This is a genomic window from Vibrio ponticus (genome assembly GCF_009938225.1).
GTDB lineage: Bacteria > Pseudomonadota > Gammaproteobacteria > Enterobacterales > Vibrionaceae > Vibrio > Vibrio ponticus.
The window spans coordinates 1,083,023-1,101,376 of record NZ_AP019657.1 but is presented as its reverse complement, the minus strand read 5'-3'; the positions used below and the strand labels follow the sequence as shown (position 1 = coordinate 1,101,376).

Sequence of the window (18,354 nt, the reverse complement as noted above, 5' to 3'; positions counted from 1 at the left end):
CTTAGAAGCAAAGGGAAATCAAAATCATCGGTAAGTCCAGATGGACTTACCTTTCAATCGTGGCTTTTTATCAAGGACGATTTAAAGACATTATGTAAAGCCACGATTTAATGCCATTTTTTAGGTATACGGGCTTGGTAACTGACTACATCCAGCCGCGCTCTTTGTAGTAACGTACTGCGCCTTCATGCAGCGGTGCAGATAGACCGACTTTGATCATTTCACTTTCTTGTAAATCTTGGAATGCTGGGTGCAATCGTTTGAAACGGTCAACATTGTCAAACACTGATTTCACAAGCTGATAAACAAGCTCAGGATCCGTTTCTGCTGTGGTAGAGAGTACAGCTTTCCCCCCAATTGACGGTGTGTCGTCTGGGTTACCGCGGTACATACCACCAGGAATGACAGCTTTGGTGAAGTACGCTTTGTCGGCGAGTAGCTTGTCAATTTCAGGACCGGTTACTGCCACAAGAACCGCATCTGTCGTCGTCGATGCTTCTTGAATTGCACCATTTGGGTGACCAACAAAGTAGCTCATTGCGTCAATGTTATTATCACTCATCGCTGAAGCTTGTTCTGCTGGCTTAAGATCGGAAACTAGACTGAACACTGAAGGTTCCCAGCCCTTCTCAGCCATAATTTGTTCGAAGGTGTCACGCTGACCCGAGCCCGGGTTACCAATGTTAACTCGCTTGCCTTGAAGCTGTTCAAAATGGGTTACGTTGGCATCTTTGCGAGCCAAAATGGTAAACACTTCACTTTGCAACGAGAATACTGCGCGGATATCTTCCATTGGCTGGCTATTTTGGAATGGTGCAACACCGTTCATCGCCTTAAATTGATGATCAGATTGCATGATGCCAAAGTTATATTCACCGCTGCGAAGCCCATTCACGTTAGCAACACCACCCCCACTTGCCGGCGCATTACACTTAATACCATGCTCTTCACCACCGCGGTTTACGAAACGACAGATCGACTGACCAGCAACGTAATACACACCCGTTTGACCACCAGTGCCGATGGTGACAAATTTATCTGAAGCCACAACATTCTCACTAAAAGAGAATCCACCTAAAGCCACAGACATCACAGAGACAAGTGCTAATCCTTTCATTTAACAATTCCTTATAATTCCCCATAAATGGCTCATGCATAGAATTTTCATCTAGATCAGACTGAGTTTCACAATGAATTTCCGTCAAACCTAGATAGAAAGGCAAATGCACACCAAAAACCTGTAGGGATACCACTTAAAAATAATGTTTAAACTGCATAAATATTTCATCAGCTTTTCTGTCCCTGATGAATACATATCAATTTTCCTACCTATGTCTTCAAAAAAATTAACATGCACTGATAAAATCCGGTAAGAAACAATTCATTCACTTTCTCATACTTCGAGAATGAGGGTTAAATTTCAATTTTAGAAATTGCTGATATTAATGATTAAATTTTCACTAAAGCATTGTTTTATCGAAGTTTGAACAGTGAACAAAAAAACAACGGATGGCAGAACTATCTGATGATAAACCACCTCGTTAATTCTCACTGAGTGAGACGGCTTTCTGAAATTCACGGTATCTAATGGTTTCAGGCACTTAATGATGTCGCTAAAATAACAACTACAAGCAAGCCGAATTAGTTAGGCGAGATAATCTTAGAGGAATATCAATGGCGTTAACCATCGTTGGGCACAGAGGAGTCGCAGGGCTCTATCCCGAAAATACCCTAGTCAGCATTCAGGCAGCCATCGATATGGGATTAAAGTGGATTGAAGTCGATGTTCAGCCAACAAAAGATCATCAGTTAGTGGTATGTCACGACCATACCATCGATCGTTGCAGCAACGGCTTTGGTCGCGTGGACCAATATACCTTAGAAGAACTTCAACAGTTTGATTTTGGCGGTTGGTTTGCACCACAATTCAACTACCAACCCATTCTCACTTTAAAGCAGTTACTAACGTTAATAGAGCCATTGGAAATTGGTTTAAACATTGAAGTGAAGATTGATACCAATCGCTACAGCGAAACGGTATCCGAGCTTAAGTCGCTACTCGCACAGTTTAAGCTAGCACAAGAGCGCATTCTGATTTCAAGTTTTGATCACCCAACGTTACGAGCAGTACACCAAGCACAGATCGGTTATCCGATTGCGGTATTGAGTGAAAAGCTTTCAAGCCAAGATTGGCAGCTTTTGCAAGAGATTGACGCTGTGGCGTGCAACTTAAATGTCCACAAAACCAATAAGCAGCAAGTCGCGCAATTGCAACAAGCCGGCTATCAAGTGTGGTGTTTTACCGTAAACAACCCAAATCAGCTTAAACACTTACAGAACCTAGACGCGATTTTTAGCGACTATCCACAAAGGTTCTTCTAGTCACACCCCACTCTAATGATATAAATCAGTCCAAAGACACTGTACAAAAGTACTGTACAAAAGTACTGTATACATTCGCTATACAGTACTTTGCATCAACCATATACAGTGCTTTTTTACCTGCCTTTACAATTCAAATTACCTTTTACCCAATCAACAACTTCTAAAAAATATTATTAATTATCAGGTAATTATAGATACATCCACATACCTATTGCTTTTAATTCGTTTATTTATCAAACAAACTGCTTGACCTGAATATGCAAAACAACTACTGTATAAGCATACAGCATGTATATAAGGACAGTAATCATGATTCGTTCACATACTCAAACTATCTCTAAGTACAATGTTTTGGCTCAACCTACGCAGCCAATGAATATTGACGATAACGTAATGAATCGTCTTGCTGGTCTTTCTATGCAACAGCAATGGATTTTCTTTACTGCCGAGTGCCCTCGTCCTGACTACTCGCAGTTTTCAGCCAACAACGTTAGCTGCCAAAAGATCATCCAACTTAAGTCTTCAAATTCTCAATCTGAGCTAGACATTGTCATTAAGGCAATTAAGTCAGGTAATGCCAGTGCAGTCGTTGCATCTACACAAATTGATTGCGTTAATCAGTCACTGCTACAAGATTTAGCTCTAAACCATGGCTGCGAAGTATTTTTTGTTGAAGGCAGAAAAAATCAGTTCCACTAATTCTGTTGGTAACTGATACGAATAAATCTCAAGTTCAACAAAATTCAGCACTGTCTTTAGCCCCTAACTTGTCCTAGGGGCTTTCTTTGTAGCCACATCACCGCAAGATGCTTGAGTACCACTCCCACAACTCCGCAAATCGTCATTTGTAGCTAATAGTTTTTTGTTTATGAGTGTTAACAATCCATTTGCGCAAATTTTTGCGCAATCGTTTGCTTTTTATCTGGAAGCTGAAAACTTTTCTGGTATGATGCTTGTCATATTGCTTCACTTCACTCATTTCATGTAAACGATAGGAATGTCTCATGAGTCTCGCTGATCAAGTCCTCGCCGTTAACGACGATCTCCCTATTCGCACTAACAAGCCGGTTCACAGTGGTAAAGTTCGCTCTGTTTACTGGTTAACCGAAGAAGATAGCCAACGCCTAATTAAAGAGAAAGGCTACGATGTAGCACCTGATGCGCCTCTTGCCATTATGGTGATCAGTGATCGCATCTCAGCATTCGATTGTATCTGGCGCGGTGAAGGCGGTTTGAAAGGTGTTCCTGGTAAAGGAGCGGCGCTAAACGCGATTTCAAACCATTGGTTTGAGCTTTTTAAACAAAATGGACTCGCAGACAGCCATATTCTCGACATCCCTCACCCGCTGGTATGGATCGTACAAAAAGCCAAACCGATTATGATTGAAGCGATCTGCCGTAAATATATCACGGGATCTATGTGGCGCGCCTACAGCAAAGGCGAACGCGATTTCTGCGGTATTGAACTGCCAGAAGGTTTAGAGAAAGACAAAGTCCTACCTGAACTACTGATGACGCCATCAACCAAGGGCATTCTTAAGGGTATTCCAGGTGTTCCAGAAGCCGACGATGTCAACATTACGCGCAACAACATCGAAGACAACTTCGCTGCGTTTAACTTTTCTTCTGCGGCAGATATTGCTGAGTATGAAAAGCTACTTAAACAAGGGTTTAATGTTATCAGTGAGGCATTAGATAAAGTTGACCAAATTTTTGTCGATACTAAGTTTGAGTTTGGCTATGTCACCGATGCTTCTGGCAATGAAAAACTGATCTATATGGATGAAGTAGGCACACCTGACTCGTCACGTATTTGGGATAAAACCGCTTACCAACAAGGTCAAATCGTTGAGAACTCCAAAGAAGATTTCCGCCAGTTCTTGCTTAATCACTTCCCAGATGCCGACATCTTGTTGAACAAAGATCGTATGCCAGAACGCGAAGCACTGGCGCGTGACAACGAGCTCCCACTCGAAGCCTTAATGGGGGTTTCCAAGACCTACACCGCTATTGCAGAAAAAGTGACGGGGCGCCCGATTGTGTTAAGTGCGAACCCAAAACAAGAGATCATTGATATTCTTGGTTCACAATACGGTCTTATCGACTAATTGCTCTTAATTGCACGATTCTACCGATTGAGAAAACGCTCTTTTAAGGGCGTTTTTGTTTTTCTACAGCAACGTATCGCGTTAGCTATAGTGCAAGCGAGCCTTTAGGGTTAATATCCTGTCACTGCTGCTTTCAATTATTGTTTTCAAAGACGCTCACTATGGATTTTCTCGCCCTTTCACGTATCAGCCTTAAACATTTAACGGTGTTACATGTCATGCTAAGCACCAATAGCGTGACTCAAACCGCCAACACTTTGTACGTGACAGCTTCTAGCGTAAGTAAAATCATTAGCCAATTGCGAGAGCAACTTAATGACGACCTGTTTTACCGTGACGGTTCACACCTGGTCCCTACTCCATTCGCACTGAGCATTGCCCCGCAGATCCACAAAATTCTCGCCAGTATGAATGGCATTTTGCATCAAGGGGATTTCAAGCCTGAAGCTTTCACCGGCTCGGTGTCACTGTCGATGCGAGAAAGCACCTTCGAGCTGTTTGCTGCTAAGATTAATCAGATTTGCAGCAAGCTACCACAAGCAAGTCAGATTAAAGTCTATGCCAAAGAGCAAATGAGCTTTGATGCGCTTATTCGCGGTCAAGTCGACTTTATGCTTTTGCCCCATGATATCAGCCAACCGCCAACTAAAAGCCACGAGCTCGTTTGGCAGCAAATACTCAGTGATGAGATGGTGTGTTTGATGAGCCCTGAGCACCCGTTAGTTGATCAGTCATTAACCGTTGAAGCTTATCTTGCCTATCAACATATTGGTATTCACGACAAAGACCTATCCGAACCATTTTTTGAGCAAAACCTCAAACAGCAGCATGGTGAGCGTAAAGTCGCGATCTCTGTTTCAGATTTTGGTTCCGCGGCTGTTATGTGCCATCAATCAAATTATCTCCTAACATGCTCGAAAATGTGGGCAAGCAAAGCATTTCAAGCAAATGGCTTGGTACAAAAGACCTTACCATTTGAGTATGGAAAAGTTGCCTACAGCTTAGTGTGGAACCAAGCCAGCCTAAACGACCCCGCCTTACAGTGGCTTCATTCGCAATTACTAGACAATAGTTAACCTTTTCTTCTCGGGACACACGTTACAACGACTATCGCTTTTCTCTAATACGGACATACGCTTCAACGGCTGTTAACACTCCCTATTGGGACACACACAATAAACGTAACAAGATTTTGTTGCTTTGCTATTTTTCAGTGGGTTTTGATGAGAAAAAGAGGTCTCAATACTTGAAGACTGGACGATAAGAATCGCTTGCTCACGAACTATTGTGTTTGTTCGCAAAATTAATGTTCAAGTAGGAAAAAGGCGGGCGTTAAGCAGACTAACAATCTAAACGATAAAGATGCAGCCGTGTTTTATTTAGTGTTCGTTTTACAAATTCAACGTTATAAGCACACCCTACTGCAGTGCTGCGATATTTTTCTAGCTGCTTACAGACTTTAAGCCAGGTCTGTTGATTGATATTCAGCCTTTGCAGTATTGGCGGCATGCAGCCTGACATACTCGCTTTGTTCTCTCTAAACTGACGAGCAGTCCAATCAACCAATTCAATATAATCCATTAACCTAAAAGGAATGCCGTCTAATTTTTCATTGGATGAGTGACCAACAAACGGATAAAGACAAGGTGCGGTTTCTTGCTGGACATTTATCGCTTCCAGTCTGGCTTGAATTGAAGTGAATTCCGATGTTTCCGGTTTATCTGCAATACCTGCTCTTAAAGGATTTAAATCCACATACGCCATCGCTGCTGCCAATGCTTGCTCATCCAGCAAAGCTTGACTCTTGAAGCGGCTCTCCCAAAAATGCCCTTTGCATCCCTCTTCCCTATTGGCTTGGCAGGCGATATCAAAATTCAATTCTTTCATAAACCAACTTAAGCTCCAAAGACGGGAGCGCCAAGAATCGATGATTGACAAGCACGCCTCCTCTTCAGCCCGACTCGCCAATTGACCAGCGATCCAGCGTGAAACTAAGCTTGGTAGTTTGTGGTCTTGTTTCCAACGTTCGACAACTTGAAGATTAGATAAGGAAAGTGCTTTCTCTCGGTTAATATGCACCACCAGATGGTAGTGATTGCTCATGATGGCGTAGGCACAAATATCAATACAATAGACTTGAGAAAGCGCATAGATTTTCTGCTTAATCCACTCGCGGCGATGTTCGTAACTTTGCTCAGTAAGCGGATCGATACCACATAGATAACTGCGCCTCACACATCGAGAAACGCAGTGGTAGTAAGGGGTGACATCTACGTCTATCTGTTGGTTTCTTGCGGTCGTCATGGTTTGCCTCATGCAATTCTAGTCTCACCAGAATAGTGAAGCCATTAGCAACCGCAATATCAGTCAAACAAACTTATAACGAGCTTATCATCAAACCATACTTTGCTTACTTTAGGGTGTCTGTCCTTTCTAAGGTCTTTCTAAGGTCCATGGCAGCGTGATCGTACTTTGAAACGTGTGTCCTTCCAACTGATTCAACTTTGTTAGAAAACATGAAGTGTGTGTCCCCATTAAAGAAAGCTAGATGTAAACACTCGGCAGCGTGATCGGGTTAGATACTTTCGCCTGCAAAGTCTGATGAAAAGCTTCCATCTGATCTTTTGAGCATTTGTCCCAAGTTAGCGCTTCACCAACCACACCATGATGCTGGAAAGCATTAAGGCGGATTTTGACTTCATTCGATAAGCTCTTGATCAATCTTGAAATTGCGTCGACTTCTTGGTCCAAATCACTCTTGCCAGGGATGTGCAGCAATCGCAACTCATGCAGTTTTCCTGCAGCAGCAAGTATCTGAATTGATTGAATCACGCGGTGATTGTCTCTACCTACCAACCATTGATGCGTTTCATTTTGCCAAGATTTTAGATCAATCATCGCCCCATCAAGATACGGCAATACGCGCTGCCACCCTGTCTCAGGTAAGTAACCATTACTGTCAATAAAACAGGTTAGATGACGCAGCTCTTGATCCGCTTTGATCGCTTTGAATAACTCGACAATAAACGGCAATTGCATCGTCGCTTCGCCACCCGAGATGGTAATACCGCTTAAAAAGAAATGCTGTTTACGTATCAAGGCAAGCACGTCACTCACTGTGTAGTGCTTTACTTTAGGGCTCGAGCTGCTTGGACAGACGTCTAAGCACTGATCGCACTGAGTACAAAGGCTCTCATCCCACACCACTTTGTTTTGCTCATTGATGCTTAAAGCTTGAGTTGGACACCCAGCCACGCAATCCCCACAGTGATCACAGTGGTTGATGGTATACGGGTTGTGGCAGTTAATGCATTTGAAATTACAGCCTTGAAGAAAAATGACCAGGCGATTGCCTGGTCCATCAACACATGAAAAATTCAGAATGCGGTTAACAATCGCCTGTTTTTCAGAAACTAACGTCATTGTTACCACGTATCGGTGTGTTATTTGTAAGTTGGTTGCATTTCCATGCTCACTACACGTGGTGCACGATTTAGAATACCCGTGTACTCTGCTGCATCTGCGCCTAGGAATGTCGTATTCGTGCGAGAACCTTCTTCAGCGAACTTAGCAATGTCAGACAATTTCACCATGTAACCTGTTACGCGCACTAGGTCGTTTGAGGCAACGTTTGCAGTAAACTCACGGTAGCCCATTGCTAGTGCACCTTTACATAGGTTGAACATCGCTTCAGGGTTTGATTTTACTGTTTCATCAATAGTTAGAATGTCACTGATACCTGATGTGTAGTACTTATGGTGAGCAGCAGTTGCTTGGACATAAGTCACTGGATCGGGTTCTGTACCGTAAGGGATACGCACACCTGGAGTCGTGGTTTCGTCGATATTGATACCACCTTGAGCATGCAACAATGAGCGACCTTCTAGACCGTATTTCACTGGTGAGCTTTCTACGATTTCCGCCAGTTTCGCTGAAATCGCGTGACCAAGTTCGTTCGCTTCCACTGCATGACCGTATTGTGCTTGTTTACCTTCTTTCTCAAGAAGAACGTTCACCGCTTCAGCCATACCGAAGATACCGAACATTGGTGCAAAACGTGATTCGTTGATCAAACCTTCTTCCGTTAGGAAGCCTTTGAAGAAGTTAGATTCTTCATGTAGGAAACTACTACGTGCATCAATCAGTTCAATCATCGTTGCACAGTACTCAGGCAGCACTTTGATTAGGAAGTCTTGCGCATTTTCTGCTTTGTTTGCTGCTTCTTTTAGGTTCATACGAACAAGTGTGTTAGCGCCACCAGCAAGAGGCAGTGAGTTGTAGCAGCTCACAATACCAAAGTTCTTGTCACCGTAGCTTTGCGCGTGAACTGGGTAGTTTGCAATGTGCGGCTTGCTGCATTCACAAATATTCGTTGTTGCTTGCAGTAGTAGATCATCAGGGGTTACCGCTGGATCGTACATAAAGGTCAAGTTTGGCGCGATTTGCTTAAGCTCAGCATCGACTTTCAAAATAGTACGGCAGATGATGTTATTTTGAGGACCGATGTTTACGTGCATAAACGCGTCTGGCAATGTACGGTCCAGCATGATCCAGAAACGCTTCATTTTCACGTAGATTTCGTGATCAGACAGGTCGCCTACATACGGCATTAGCACGTCATCAAGTTGACCTAGGTAAACTGGAATATTAGTCACTGATGGTACGTGGTGATAGATGATTGTCAGTAGGTTAAGTGCATCATCAAAATCTTGCGCAGGCTCTAGTTCAAGGTATTTAGAACCTTGTTTTAGGAATTTTGCGTAATCAGGTAGCACGTAGCGTGGTTTGAACGGTGCATTACCTTCAAACATGTCACACAAGATACCCTCTTCCATCGCCTTTTCTACATCCACTGAAACCGCCATGTATGGTTGGCTTGATTCTGCAGTCGATGCTAGGAATTGGTTTTTCTGTTTCGGGTTTAGGTTCACATCCGTGATGATTTCACGAACGCGTTGTTGGAATGAATCTAGAGTATGGGACATGTGAGTATTCCTTATAATTTTTAAGGATTTTATGGTTTAAATCAGATGTCCACAATTGAAATTAGATGAAATAGACTTTTCCATTTTGGAAAACAAGCGATCGTTTAACTCGGCTTTAACAGGTTACATTTAATCATTAACCTTAAGTATCAATTTCCACCTTTATCCTAGGAGCAAAATGCTAGATAAAAAAAGAGCCCAGAAATCTGGACTCTTAAGTGATTGGTTAATCATTTATAGCTTAAAGCGATTGATCTCGTTTTCTAGCTCATAAGATAGCTGAGACAATTGCGCAGCTTGCTCTGCTGCTTCATTGGCTTCATCGGCTAGGTCTTGTGACACATCACGAATACCAATGGTATTGCGCGTGATTTCAGACGTTACCGATGCTTGCTCTTCCGCCGCTGAAGCAATCTGCGTTGCCATGTCGCTAATCACTTCCACCGCCGCTTGAATTTGCGTTAAGCTCACTGCTGCAGAATCTGAATCCACCACGCTGGTATCGGCTAGCTGGCGACTATCACCCATAATGCCCACCGCTTTAGCAGTCGTGGCACGCAGGGTTTCAATCATCTGTTGAATCTCTTGCGTCGATGAATGCGTACGCTGACTTAACACGCGTACTTCATCGGCAACCACAGCAAAACCGCGACCTTGCTCACCTGCTCGCGCCGCTTCAATCGCCGCGTTCAATGCAAGCAAGTTGGTCTGCTCAGCAATACCTTGGATAGTTGATAGAATCGTATTGATGCTGTGACCATGCGCTTCCAGCTCTTGAATCACTTGAGTCGCCACTTCGACTTCACGGGCTAGATTTTGGATAGATGATTGTGTCTGCACCACTTGCTGACCACCATGTCCACACACTTCTACCGCTTGTGAAGATTGTTGAGCGGTATTATCTGCGTTGCCCGCGATCTCTTGCGTCGCAGCAGCCATTTCGTTGATCGCGGTTGCTACCATATTGATTTCGTCTTGTTGCGTACGAATTCGTGTGCTGCGCTCTTCCGCTTGCTGCGCCGTCGTTTTCGCTTGTTCGCTTAATGACGCTGATACCATACTCAGCTTAGTCACCATTTGATGCATATTGCCAACAAAGGTATTGAAGCTCGTCGCAAGGCGACCTACCTCATCATTACTATGTGGTACGAGGCGTTGAGTTAAGTCAGCATCACCAGAGGCAATGTCTTCCAACGCTTGCGATACACGCACTAAATCACGGAACAAGAAACTCACCAACCAAGAAACAACCACACCCACCAGCACAGTAATAATTGCAGCAGTAATTAGCAGCTCAGCAAGTAATTTACTGTGCCCTGCTTCTTCAGTCTCACGATCCATCTCAATCGCAAATAGCCAATCAGTACCTGGAACAGGTTCAAAGTAGTAAAGCTTTTCGACACCATTACGCACAACGATCTCAATATCACCAGATTGTGCGTAGCTCTCGATTAGGTTCATATTTAGCTCAGGAGCCAGAGAAGAAACTGGTTTTAACAGTAAAGATTTGTTTGGATGAGCTAAGAAAGTACCGGTTTGTTTGTCAATCAACATCGCATAGGCGTTTGTACCCGCATCAAGGATGATCACATCATTAATTAGTTGATCGATCAGTACATCGGCACCTACAACACCGACAAGTTGACCATTGTTACGAATCGGCTCTGCGATAGTCACCAAAAGCGAGCCGGTGATCGCATCTTGGTATGCAGGCGTAATCACCTGCTTACCCGCACGAGTCGCATCAGTATACCAAGGGCGTGTACGTGGATCGTAATCAGCACGGTTGCGCTCTGGATGAGAACGGTACATATCCCCCGATGGTGTACCTAAGAAAATGTCATCAAAACCGCCCGCCATGCGTGCCTGTTTAAGAAATGGAACCACGTCAGATTGGTTTGCGTAGCCATTAAAAGCACTCGAGATGCTCTTACGGATATCAATCCAATCCGAAATTCCCGTCGCCGCGGTATTTGCCATACTTTCAGCGCGTGAATACATTCCGTTACGCGTTTGTTGATATAACTGGTCAGCAGATAACCAAGTGAGGGCACTTGCCATTAGCACTACCGCTAATAAGCTTGCACCGATGAGTTTTTGTTTTAGTGATAGGTTCATCGAAGTTTTCGTAGCAAGACAGAATAATAAGTATGCGAATACTAGCTATAAAAAATACAGCATGCACGAAAATTCCTACAAATTTAGATATTTAGCCTAATTTACAAACAATCAGTCAAACTCCAATATGCACAAAATTTAATAAAACAGTGTGATTTTATCATGGAGTGAGAGGGGCTGTTTTTCGCTATTTTGGTTGATTTTGCGTCCATTCAATTAACTCTCTGCGCTAAAACACTTCCGTCTGCCAATGCATAAACAGCGAGAATAAAAAGAGCGTAAAAGTCAAAGGTTGAAATGTCGGGCGTAGTGAGTTTTGTCATCAACGCAGAACAATGTTTGTGCTGTGACACGAGCGAAGGGATAAATAATAACAATGGCAATCAGAGCGATTAAATAGTGGCTTAATGCCATCCGTGTGAGTTGTCCAACAGGCTAACCCATTTCCTCAATGAAATGGGTTATTACCATAATAAAATTACGACTAGCTGGCGGTTATGCTTTGGTTGCCGTGGACAATACGCTACCCGCGCCAATAAAGACACCACCCGTGACACGATTGAAGATCTTCGCTCTACCTTTGGCAAATAACCAATTCGATGACTTCGCGCCTAAAAAGGCATAAATCGCTAACCAAGAGAATTCCATCACTATAAACGTAGCCGTAAAAATCAGGTATTGGCTAACAAGAGATAACTCAGGGTTAATAAACTGCGGAAACAATGCGGTAAAAAACAGAATCGCTTTTGGGTTGCTACTACCAACGATAAAACCGGACACGTAATGTTTAAGTGGTGAAACGACTTCTCGCGTTTGCCCTTGTTGGAGTTGATACTCTTCTTCTTTTGACATTAATGCACGGATACCTAAATAGATAAGGTAAGCCGCTCCAACATATTTAATCACATTAAACACCAGTTCAGATGACGCAATGATCAGACCAAGACCGGTGAAAGATAGCGTTAGTATTATTGTAATGGCGCTCAAACTGCCGAGTGCCGTAAGCACTCCGACTTTGAAGCCTTGTGTCACGCCTTTAGTCATGCACAATAATGAGCTTGGTCCTGGCGAAGCCGTTAAAATCAAAATGGCAATAAAGTAGAGTGCCCACGTTTCTAAACTCATACTCATATTCTCCTTGTTGAGTATTTAGACTCCCATTTGGAAATCGTTAAATGTTACCATCCTGTAACACTTCTAATTGAACAGAAATCCTTTCGCTTGTCTAGTTGATAGACCGCACTGTCACTCAGAAACAAAAAAACCGAGCATAATGCTCGGTTTTCAGAATTAACTAGTGTGATGATTATTGGCAACTGTCTAAAAGCTGACGTTTGCGTGGCTCTTGGATTAATTTCCAGTGAATACCTTCGATTGCACCATCAAATTTCCATAGTAACTTAACATCAACATCACTGCCGTATGTTTGCTTAACGCGAGAAAATACTTGCGCAGCACCTAACTCGATAAACTCGTCAACGTCATCAACACCAGATTTCTTAACCATGCGCTCCAAAGTCAGCTGCATGTTTGGTAAATCTCTTAAACGACGGTTTGCGGAAGAACGCTTGAATTTACGTTGCGAAACCGAGTAGTCGATCGACTGTTTAACTAAATCATCCAGCTTATCGTCACGAGAATTGTAAAGATCGCTGATATCGTAATAATTTACAGTCGCTGTAGTTTGTTTTTTAACATGCTTGTACTTTTCACACCCTAAAGCACAAAGCTCGTCATCTAAATTATCTCCACCGCGAATGAATACCTTTTCGTTACTCAACAAAGCGAACATAGCGTCATCTTTGAATAAACCGGTACCACCAAACATCGAACGCTTTTGGAAGTCACCATATTTACTTACGTACTGAATAAACGATTGTTCTGTCATATCCTTAGATCCTTCTAATCTTCCCCGATTATTGGTGATCACCAGATAGCAGCATAAAAAAATAAAATCTGTTTCTGCCTTTATTAAAATTGTACCAGTTGGCAGTTATTTGGTTCTTATGACCTAGTGGTTAAGATCATAGTTAACGTAGCAAATTAAGTCAGGTCAAAGTTCACATCAATGAGCCCAAAAACCACGTTTTATTGGACTAGTATCACATAAATCAAAATCATATGCCACTGAAGTGTCAAAAGTTTAACTTTTTCGAACAGCGTAAAATTATTGACTGAAATATCACTCAATAATATTCAGCCATTGCTTGATAGCTCTGAGAAACGTTACACTGCCGCTTCAAAACACATAATAACAACACTATGACTCATTTATCTTTTTATTGGCTACCGGAAAATCGAGCATTAATTAATAGAGAAAGGCATTCAAAGCGAATTTGCTGCATTTCTTGAAAGTTCAATCGAATCAGGAAAAATTACACTCCCTCCCATTCCTGAAGTGGTGACAAAAATTCAACGCTTGTGCTCGCTCGACAGCACAACCGTAATGGACGTCGCCGATTGCTTAGTTGAAGACCCAGGCTTAACTGCAGCGGTAATTCGCATCGCTAACTCAGTCATTTTCAATCGCCGCAACATTCAGTGCACTGAAGTAGTAACTGCCGTTTCACGACTCGGCATTGTACGCGTACGTGACATTGTCACAGCACAAGCGATTGAACAGTTAAAGAATTCGGTAAACTTGTCAAAAGAATGTAACCGTGTTCTACGTCAAAGCGCGTACACCTCTAAAGAACTTGCCGCCACTATGGTGATGGTAACCAAAGAATTCCGACAAACCCAATCACCTGATTATGCTCACCTCATTGCAGATAAAGCACTATTAACGGGATTATTGGCAGATATTGGCTTGTTCTGTCTGGTGCACGAGTACTACCTCTACTTAGAGAAAGGAAACTATCTCGATAGTGAATTGGCACTGCGAATTTTCAACGCCCTTTGTCCTATCGCGAGTCGCATGGTTTTGGAGAAGTGGGGATTTGACCCTGACTTTATTGATGTCGCAACCAACCAAAACAGCCAAAACCTTGATGTCGAAGTTTCTTATCTAGATGTTGCTCGTATCGCTAACCACATTCTGATGTTCCGCCGTAAAGATGAAAACATCGATGAGCATGAGGTAGAAGTTGATATTACAGGTGCAGATATTCTGTACAACCTCACCAATTTAAGCGATAGTGAGTTCCATACAAAAGTACAAGAACTAATAAGAGCTTGCGGTCTATAACCCTCTAGGAAGTCGTATGTTTTCAGGGATGTTGTTCATTTTTGCCCCACTGGTGGTGGGGTATCTAATTGCTGTTTCCAATCAAAAATTACTCGAGCAAATTAACGCCACAACTGCGCGCCTAGTGTTCGTGATCTTAGCGTTAATGGGCTTAAGCCTTGCCTCACTGGATAACTTAAGTGAGAACCTGCAAACCATTTTGAGTTATACCGCCACCTTTTTTGCCTGTCTTGGCGTATGCAACTTAGCCGTGCTGCCATTGGTGGATCGCTTTCTGCCTCTCGAAACTGATGCCAAACACACTAACCTTCCGCTTTCATCCATGGCGATGGAATCACTGAAACTGATCCTTGTGGTGGGTGGCGGCTTAGTGATTGGGTTAATGCTGCCGTTTGACTTATCTTGGGTGGATACAGCCAGTGAGTGGATTCTCTTCATTCTACTGTTCTTCATTGGTATTCAATTGCGTAACAGTGGTTTGACGCTCAAGCAGATCCTGATCAACAAACAAGGGATGTGCATTGCGACTTTAATTATTGCCAGCTCAATGTTGGGTGGCGCAATTGCCGCGATGATCCTCGATATCGACATTTATCGTGGTTTTGCCATGGCATCGGGTTTTGGTTGGTACTCACTTGCGGGCATTTTGATGGGGGATGCGTTTGGTCCTGTTTACGGTGGCGCTTCTTTCATGTTGGAGCTTCTGCGTGAACTTGTCGCTCTAGTACTCATTCCACTGGTGATACGTACTCGTCCATGTACTGCTATTGGTTATGCTGGCGCAACCGCAATGGACTTTACGCTTCCGGTGATACAAACCACAGGCGGTGTGCGCTGTGTCCCTGTCGCTATCGTAAGCGGATTTATCTTAAGTCTCCTAGTCCCTGTGTTGATGTTGTTCTTTGTCTCACTTGCGGGCTAGATCGCGGGAAATAATTTAAAATTCTCTTAAACTACGCCGACAATTAATAACAATTAGGAAGTTACCATGAAACGTACGTTGATTGCGTTGCTTTTAAGCGCGACTTCTACGGCGGCGTTTGCCGCAGACAATTCTTGCCTATCTGAAAAATACGATGCTTACATTGAAGCATCCATTCACTGGTACGAAGATTTAGCTCAACTCACTGCTCAACAATATCCGGATTTAGAAGAAGTGGCTAACTGGTATCTCGATGGTCGCAAAAATCACTTCATGTTTAATGCAGAAGCGGTGAAGTACTACCTCGACAATGATCCAGCTAAAGTAGCTACCGAGAAGAACGTTGAAGCGTGGTTACAACTCGATCAAAAAGAGATAAAGACGCTCGCCTCTCGTAGCGACACGCTGGGGTATATGGCAGCAAAAACGTTTGCCGATCGTCAATCTAAGCCACACCCAGACAACTATGAACTGCGCTCCGCTTTCGCTGATCTGCTCAGCCACCCAACCAAAATTGATAGTGCGCTAAAACGCTATAACTCCTCAATAGCTAAAGTCGAATCAATTACTTGCCCTTAGTCTGAGTATGGTTAATTAACCATCACTCAAGCGACATTTTAACCAACAGCCGAAGTTACAATCTAAGTTTCTTTAATTAAGACGGGACATTGTTTTGTTTTTCGTTTAGATTGTTCGGCTGCAACAAACTATGATAAGAGCAATGTTATTGCATGGTATCGGAACAAAAAACGGCCGACGCTAGCTTCGAAAGTTTACTTCGAATCTTTACCGTCCCAGAAGGCCCAGACTCAACACTTACTCAAATCGAAGCTGAACTGTCGCGCAACTTAAATAAGTTTTTGCGTGAGCATATCGTCGCGGAAGAAAAACCTCTTAAAGAGATCGAGAAGGATTTCTCATCTCCAGCTATCCCTGAACAGCCAGAGTTTGTCTCCGACCACACGCAACATTTGCTTGATACCTTGGTTTCGCATTCGGTGCATACCTCTGCGCCGAGCTTTATCGGGCATATGACTTCTGCCCTACCATATTTCTTGATGCCGTTATCAAAGATCATGATTGCGCTCAACCAGAACTTGGTAAAAATCGAAACCTCTAAAGCATTTACGCCTCTTGAGCGTCAAGTATTGGGCATGCTACACCGCCTTATTTACGCGCAAGATAATAGTTTCTACAGTCAGTGGATGCACAGCGCGAACCACTCTCTCGGTGCATTTTGTTCTGGCGGGACTATCGCCAACATTACCGCGCTATGGGTTGCGCGCAACAATGCATTGCGTCCACAAAACGGTTTCCGTGGCGTAGAAAAAGAAGGTCTATTCAAAGCGATGAAGCATTATGGCTATGAAGGCATGGCTATTCTTGTTTCTGAGCGCGGTCACTACTCGTTGAAAAAAGCCGCTGACGTATTGGGCTTAGGTCAAGATGGATTAGTTGCGGTCAAAACCGACAGCAACAACCGTATCTGCCCTGAGAGCTTGAAACTTAAGATCCAAGAACTAAAGGCGCAAAGTATTAAGCCATTTGCGGTTGTTGGTGTGGCTGGTACAACTGAAACGGGTAACATCGACCCACTCACTGAAATCGCTGCCATCTGTGCCCAAGAGCAGTGCCATTTCCACGTCGATGCCGCTTGGGGTGGTGCAACGCTGATGTCAAACAATCATCGTCATCTACTCAATGGCGTTGAACTCGCTGACTCTGTGACTATTGATGCGCACAAACAGCTCTACATCCCTATGGGAGCTGGCATGGTACTATTCAAAGATCCAAGTGCGATGAAATCTATTGAGCATCATGCTCAATATATTCTACGCAAAGGATCAAAAGACTTAGGTAGCCACACGCTCGAAGGTTCTCGCTCTGGTATGGCAATGCTGGTTTATGCCGCGATGCACATCATCAGCCGACCAGGCTACGAACTGCTCATCGATCAAAGCATTAGCAAAGCGGCTTACTTTGCTAGCCTAATTAAACAACAGAGTGACTTTGAACTGGTTTCTGAACCAGAACTATGTCTGCTCACCTACCGCTACGTACCTGAAAATGTACGTAAAGCACTGTCAGTCGCATCGAATGAGCAACTTGCAGAATTAAACAACTTGCTCAACGAGTTGACAAAGTTTGTACAGAAACGCCAACGCGAACATGGTCGCTCATTTGTTTCACGTACTCGCCTCAACCCAGAGCAAGTTAAAGGTCTTAACACGATTGTTTTCCGTGTCGTTCTTGCGAATCCACTGACCACGTATGAGATCTTAGAAAGCGTTCTGGAAGAGCAACGTGAAATCGCACAAACTGGTGCTCCAACACTGCTAGCAAAGATTAATCAAGTTGTAGACGAGATATTAGCAAACTGAAATTTTCTTTCTGTTTTAGTGTAATTTGTTATCAATAGTGGCTAGATAATCGACATGTGGCGCGAACATGAGCAGAATTTTTGTAGTTTTCACAAAATTTTGTTTGAGGCTTGTCATATTCTAGCCAATTGGTCTGTATAAAAATTACTGTAAAACTTGATGTTCGGTTTATACTGGTTCAACGGCGCTGTCAGGCATTTATTATCTCTTATCAGCTACGCTGATTTGCTTTTAATAAATACTAAAAGCTTGTTGAGCGAGTTGTTCT

General features: G+C 43.2%; 14 protein-coding genes and 1 pseudogene. 8 read left to right on the top strand and 7 right to left on the bottom strand.

What is annotated here, in order from left to right; all coding sequences use genetic code 11:
- Positions 1–145: 145 nt before the first annotated feature.
- The gene (locus GZN30_RS04845) at positions 146–1,117 is read right to left on the bottom strand and encodes a TAXI family TRAP transporter solute-binding subunit (protein WP_075649866.1); all 972 of its coding nucleotides are present in this window, start codon (positions 1,115–1,117) and stop codon (positions 146–148) included.
- A gap of 557 nt (positions 1,118–1,674) precedes the next feature.
- Here GZN30_RS04845 and GZN30_RS04840 point away from each other — a divergent pair.
- From GZN30_RS04840 to GZN30_RS04825, 4 genes are all read left to right on the top strand, one after another.
- Positions 1,675–2,382, top strand: a complete 708-nt coding sequence (locus GZN30_RS04840) for a glycerophosphodiester phosphodiesterase family protein (protein ID WP_075648882.1) — start codon at positions 1,675–1,677, stop codon at positions 2,380–2,382.
- Between the two features lie 312 nt (positions 2,383–2,694).
- Positions 2,695–3,084: a SulA-like leucine-rich domain-containing protein gene (locus tag GZN30_RS04835; protein WP_075648881.1), complete on the top strand. Its 390-nt coding sequence runs from the start codon at positions 2,695–2,697 to the stop codon at positions 3,082–3,084.
- A gap of 305 nt (positions 3,085–3,389) precedes the next feature.
- Entirely contained in the window at positions 3,390–4,493 is a 1,104-nt protein-coding gene (locus GZN30_RS04830) for a phosphoribosylaminoimidazolesuccinocarboxamide synthase (RefSeq protein ID WP_075648880.1), read from the top strand.
- A gap of 161 nt (positions 4,494–4,654) precedes the next feature.
- Positions 4,655–5,569 (top strand): LysR family transcriptional regulator, encoded by a 915-nt coding sequence (locus tag GZN30_RS04825; RefSeq protein ID WP_075648879.1) that lies wholly within the window; start codon positions 4,655–4,657, stop codon positions 5,567–5,569.
- 265 nt (positions 5,570–5,834) lie between these two features.
- Here GZN30_RS04825 and GZN30_RS04820 read toward each other — a convergent pair whose 3' ends face one another.
- From GZN30_RS04820 to GZN30_RS04795, 6 genes are all read right to left on the bottom strand, one after another.
- Entirely contained in the window at positions 5,835–6,797 is a 963-nt protein-coding gene (locus tag GZN30_RS04820) for a transposase (RefSeq protein WP_232060453.1), read from the bottom strand.
- A gap of 240 nt (positions 6,798–7,037) precedes the next feature.
- A complete protein-coding gene (locus GZN30_RS04815; protein WP_075648878.1) occupies positions 7,038–7,916 on the bottom strand; it encodes a YjjW family glycine radical enzyme activase in 879 nt (292 codons plus the stop codon).
- 20 nt (positions 7,917–7,936) lie between these two features.
- Positions 7,937–9,478 (bottom strand): YjjI family glycine radical enzyme, encoded by a 1,542-nt coding sequence (locus GZN30_RS04810; RefSeq protein ID WP_075648877.1) that lies wholly within the window; start codon positions 9,476–9,478, stop codon positions 7,937–7,939.
- Positions 9,479–9,712: 234 nt separating this feature from the next.
- Positions 9,713–11,596 (bottom strand): methyl-accepting chemotaxis protein, encoded by a 1,884-nt coding sequence (locus tag GZN30_RS04805; protein WP_075648876.1) that lies wholly within the window; start codon positions 11,594–11,596, stop codon positions 9,713–9,715.
- A gap of 495 nt (positions 11,597–12,091) precedes the next feature.
- Positions 12,092–12,721: a LysE family translocator gene (locus tag GZN30_RS04800; protein ID WP_075648875.1), complete on the bottom strand. Its 630-nt coding sequence runs from the start codon at positions 12,719–12,721 to the stop codon at positions 12,092–12,094.
- A 181-nt stretch (positions 12,722–12,902) separates the two neighbouring features.
- Positions 12,903–13,484 carry a TfoX/Sxy family DNA transformation protein gene (locus GZN30_RS04795; RefSeq protein ID WP_075648874.1) on the bottom strand — a complete coding sequence of 194 codons (582 nt, stop codon included), beginning with the start codon at positions 13,482–13,484 and terminating at the stop codon, positions 12,903–12,905.
- 374 nt (positions 13,485–13,858) lie between these two features.
- Between GZN30_RS04795 and GZN30_RS04790 the strand changes: the two are divergent.
- From GZN30_RS04790 to panP, 4 genes and pseudogenes are all read left to right on the top strand, one after another.
- Positions 13,859–14,783: pseudogene (locus GZN30_RS04790) on the top strand (HDOD domain-containing protein).
- 16 nt (positions 14,784–14,799) lie between these two features.
- Positions 14,800–15,705: a lysine exporter LysO family protein gene (locus tag GZN30_RS04785; RefSeq protein WP_075648873.1), complete on the top strand. Its 906-nt coding sequence runs from the start codon at positions 14,800–14,802 to the stop codon at positions 15,703–15,705.
- Positions 15,706–15,771: 66 nt separating this feature from the next.
- Entirely contained in the window at positions 15,772–16,284 is a 513-nt protein-coding gene (locus GZN30_RS04780; protein ID WP_075648872.1) for a hypothetical protein, read from the top strand.
- Positions 16,285–16,436: 152 nt separating this feature from the next.
- Positions 16,437–18,086, top strand: a complete 1,650-nt coding sequence (gene panP / locus GZN30_RS04775; protein WP_075648871.1) for a pyridoxal-dependent aspartate 1-decarboxylase PanP — start codon at positions 16,437–16,439, stop codon at positions 18,084–18,086.
- Positions 18,087–18,354 lie beyond the last annotated feature (268 nt).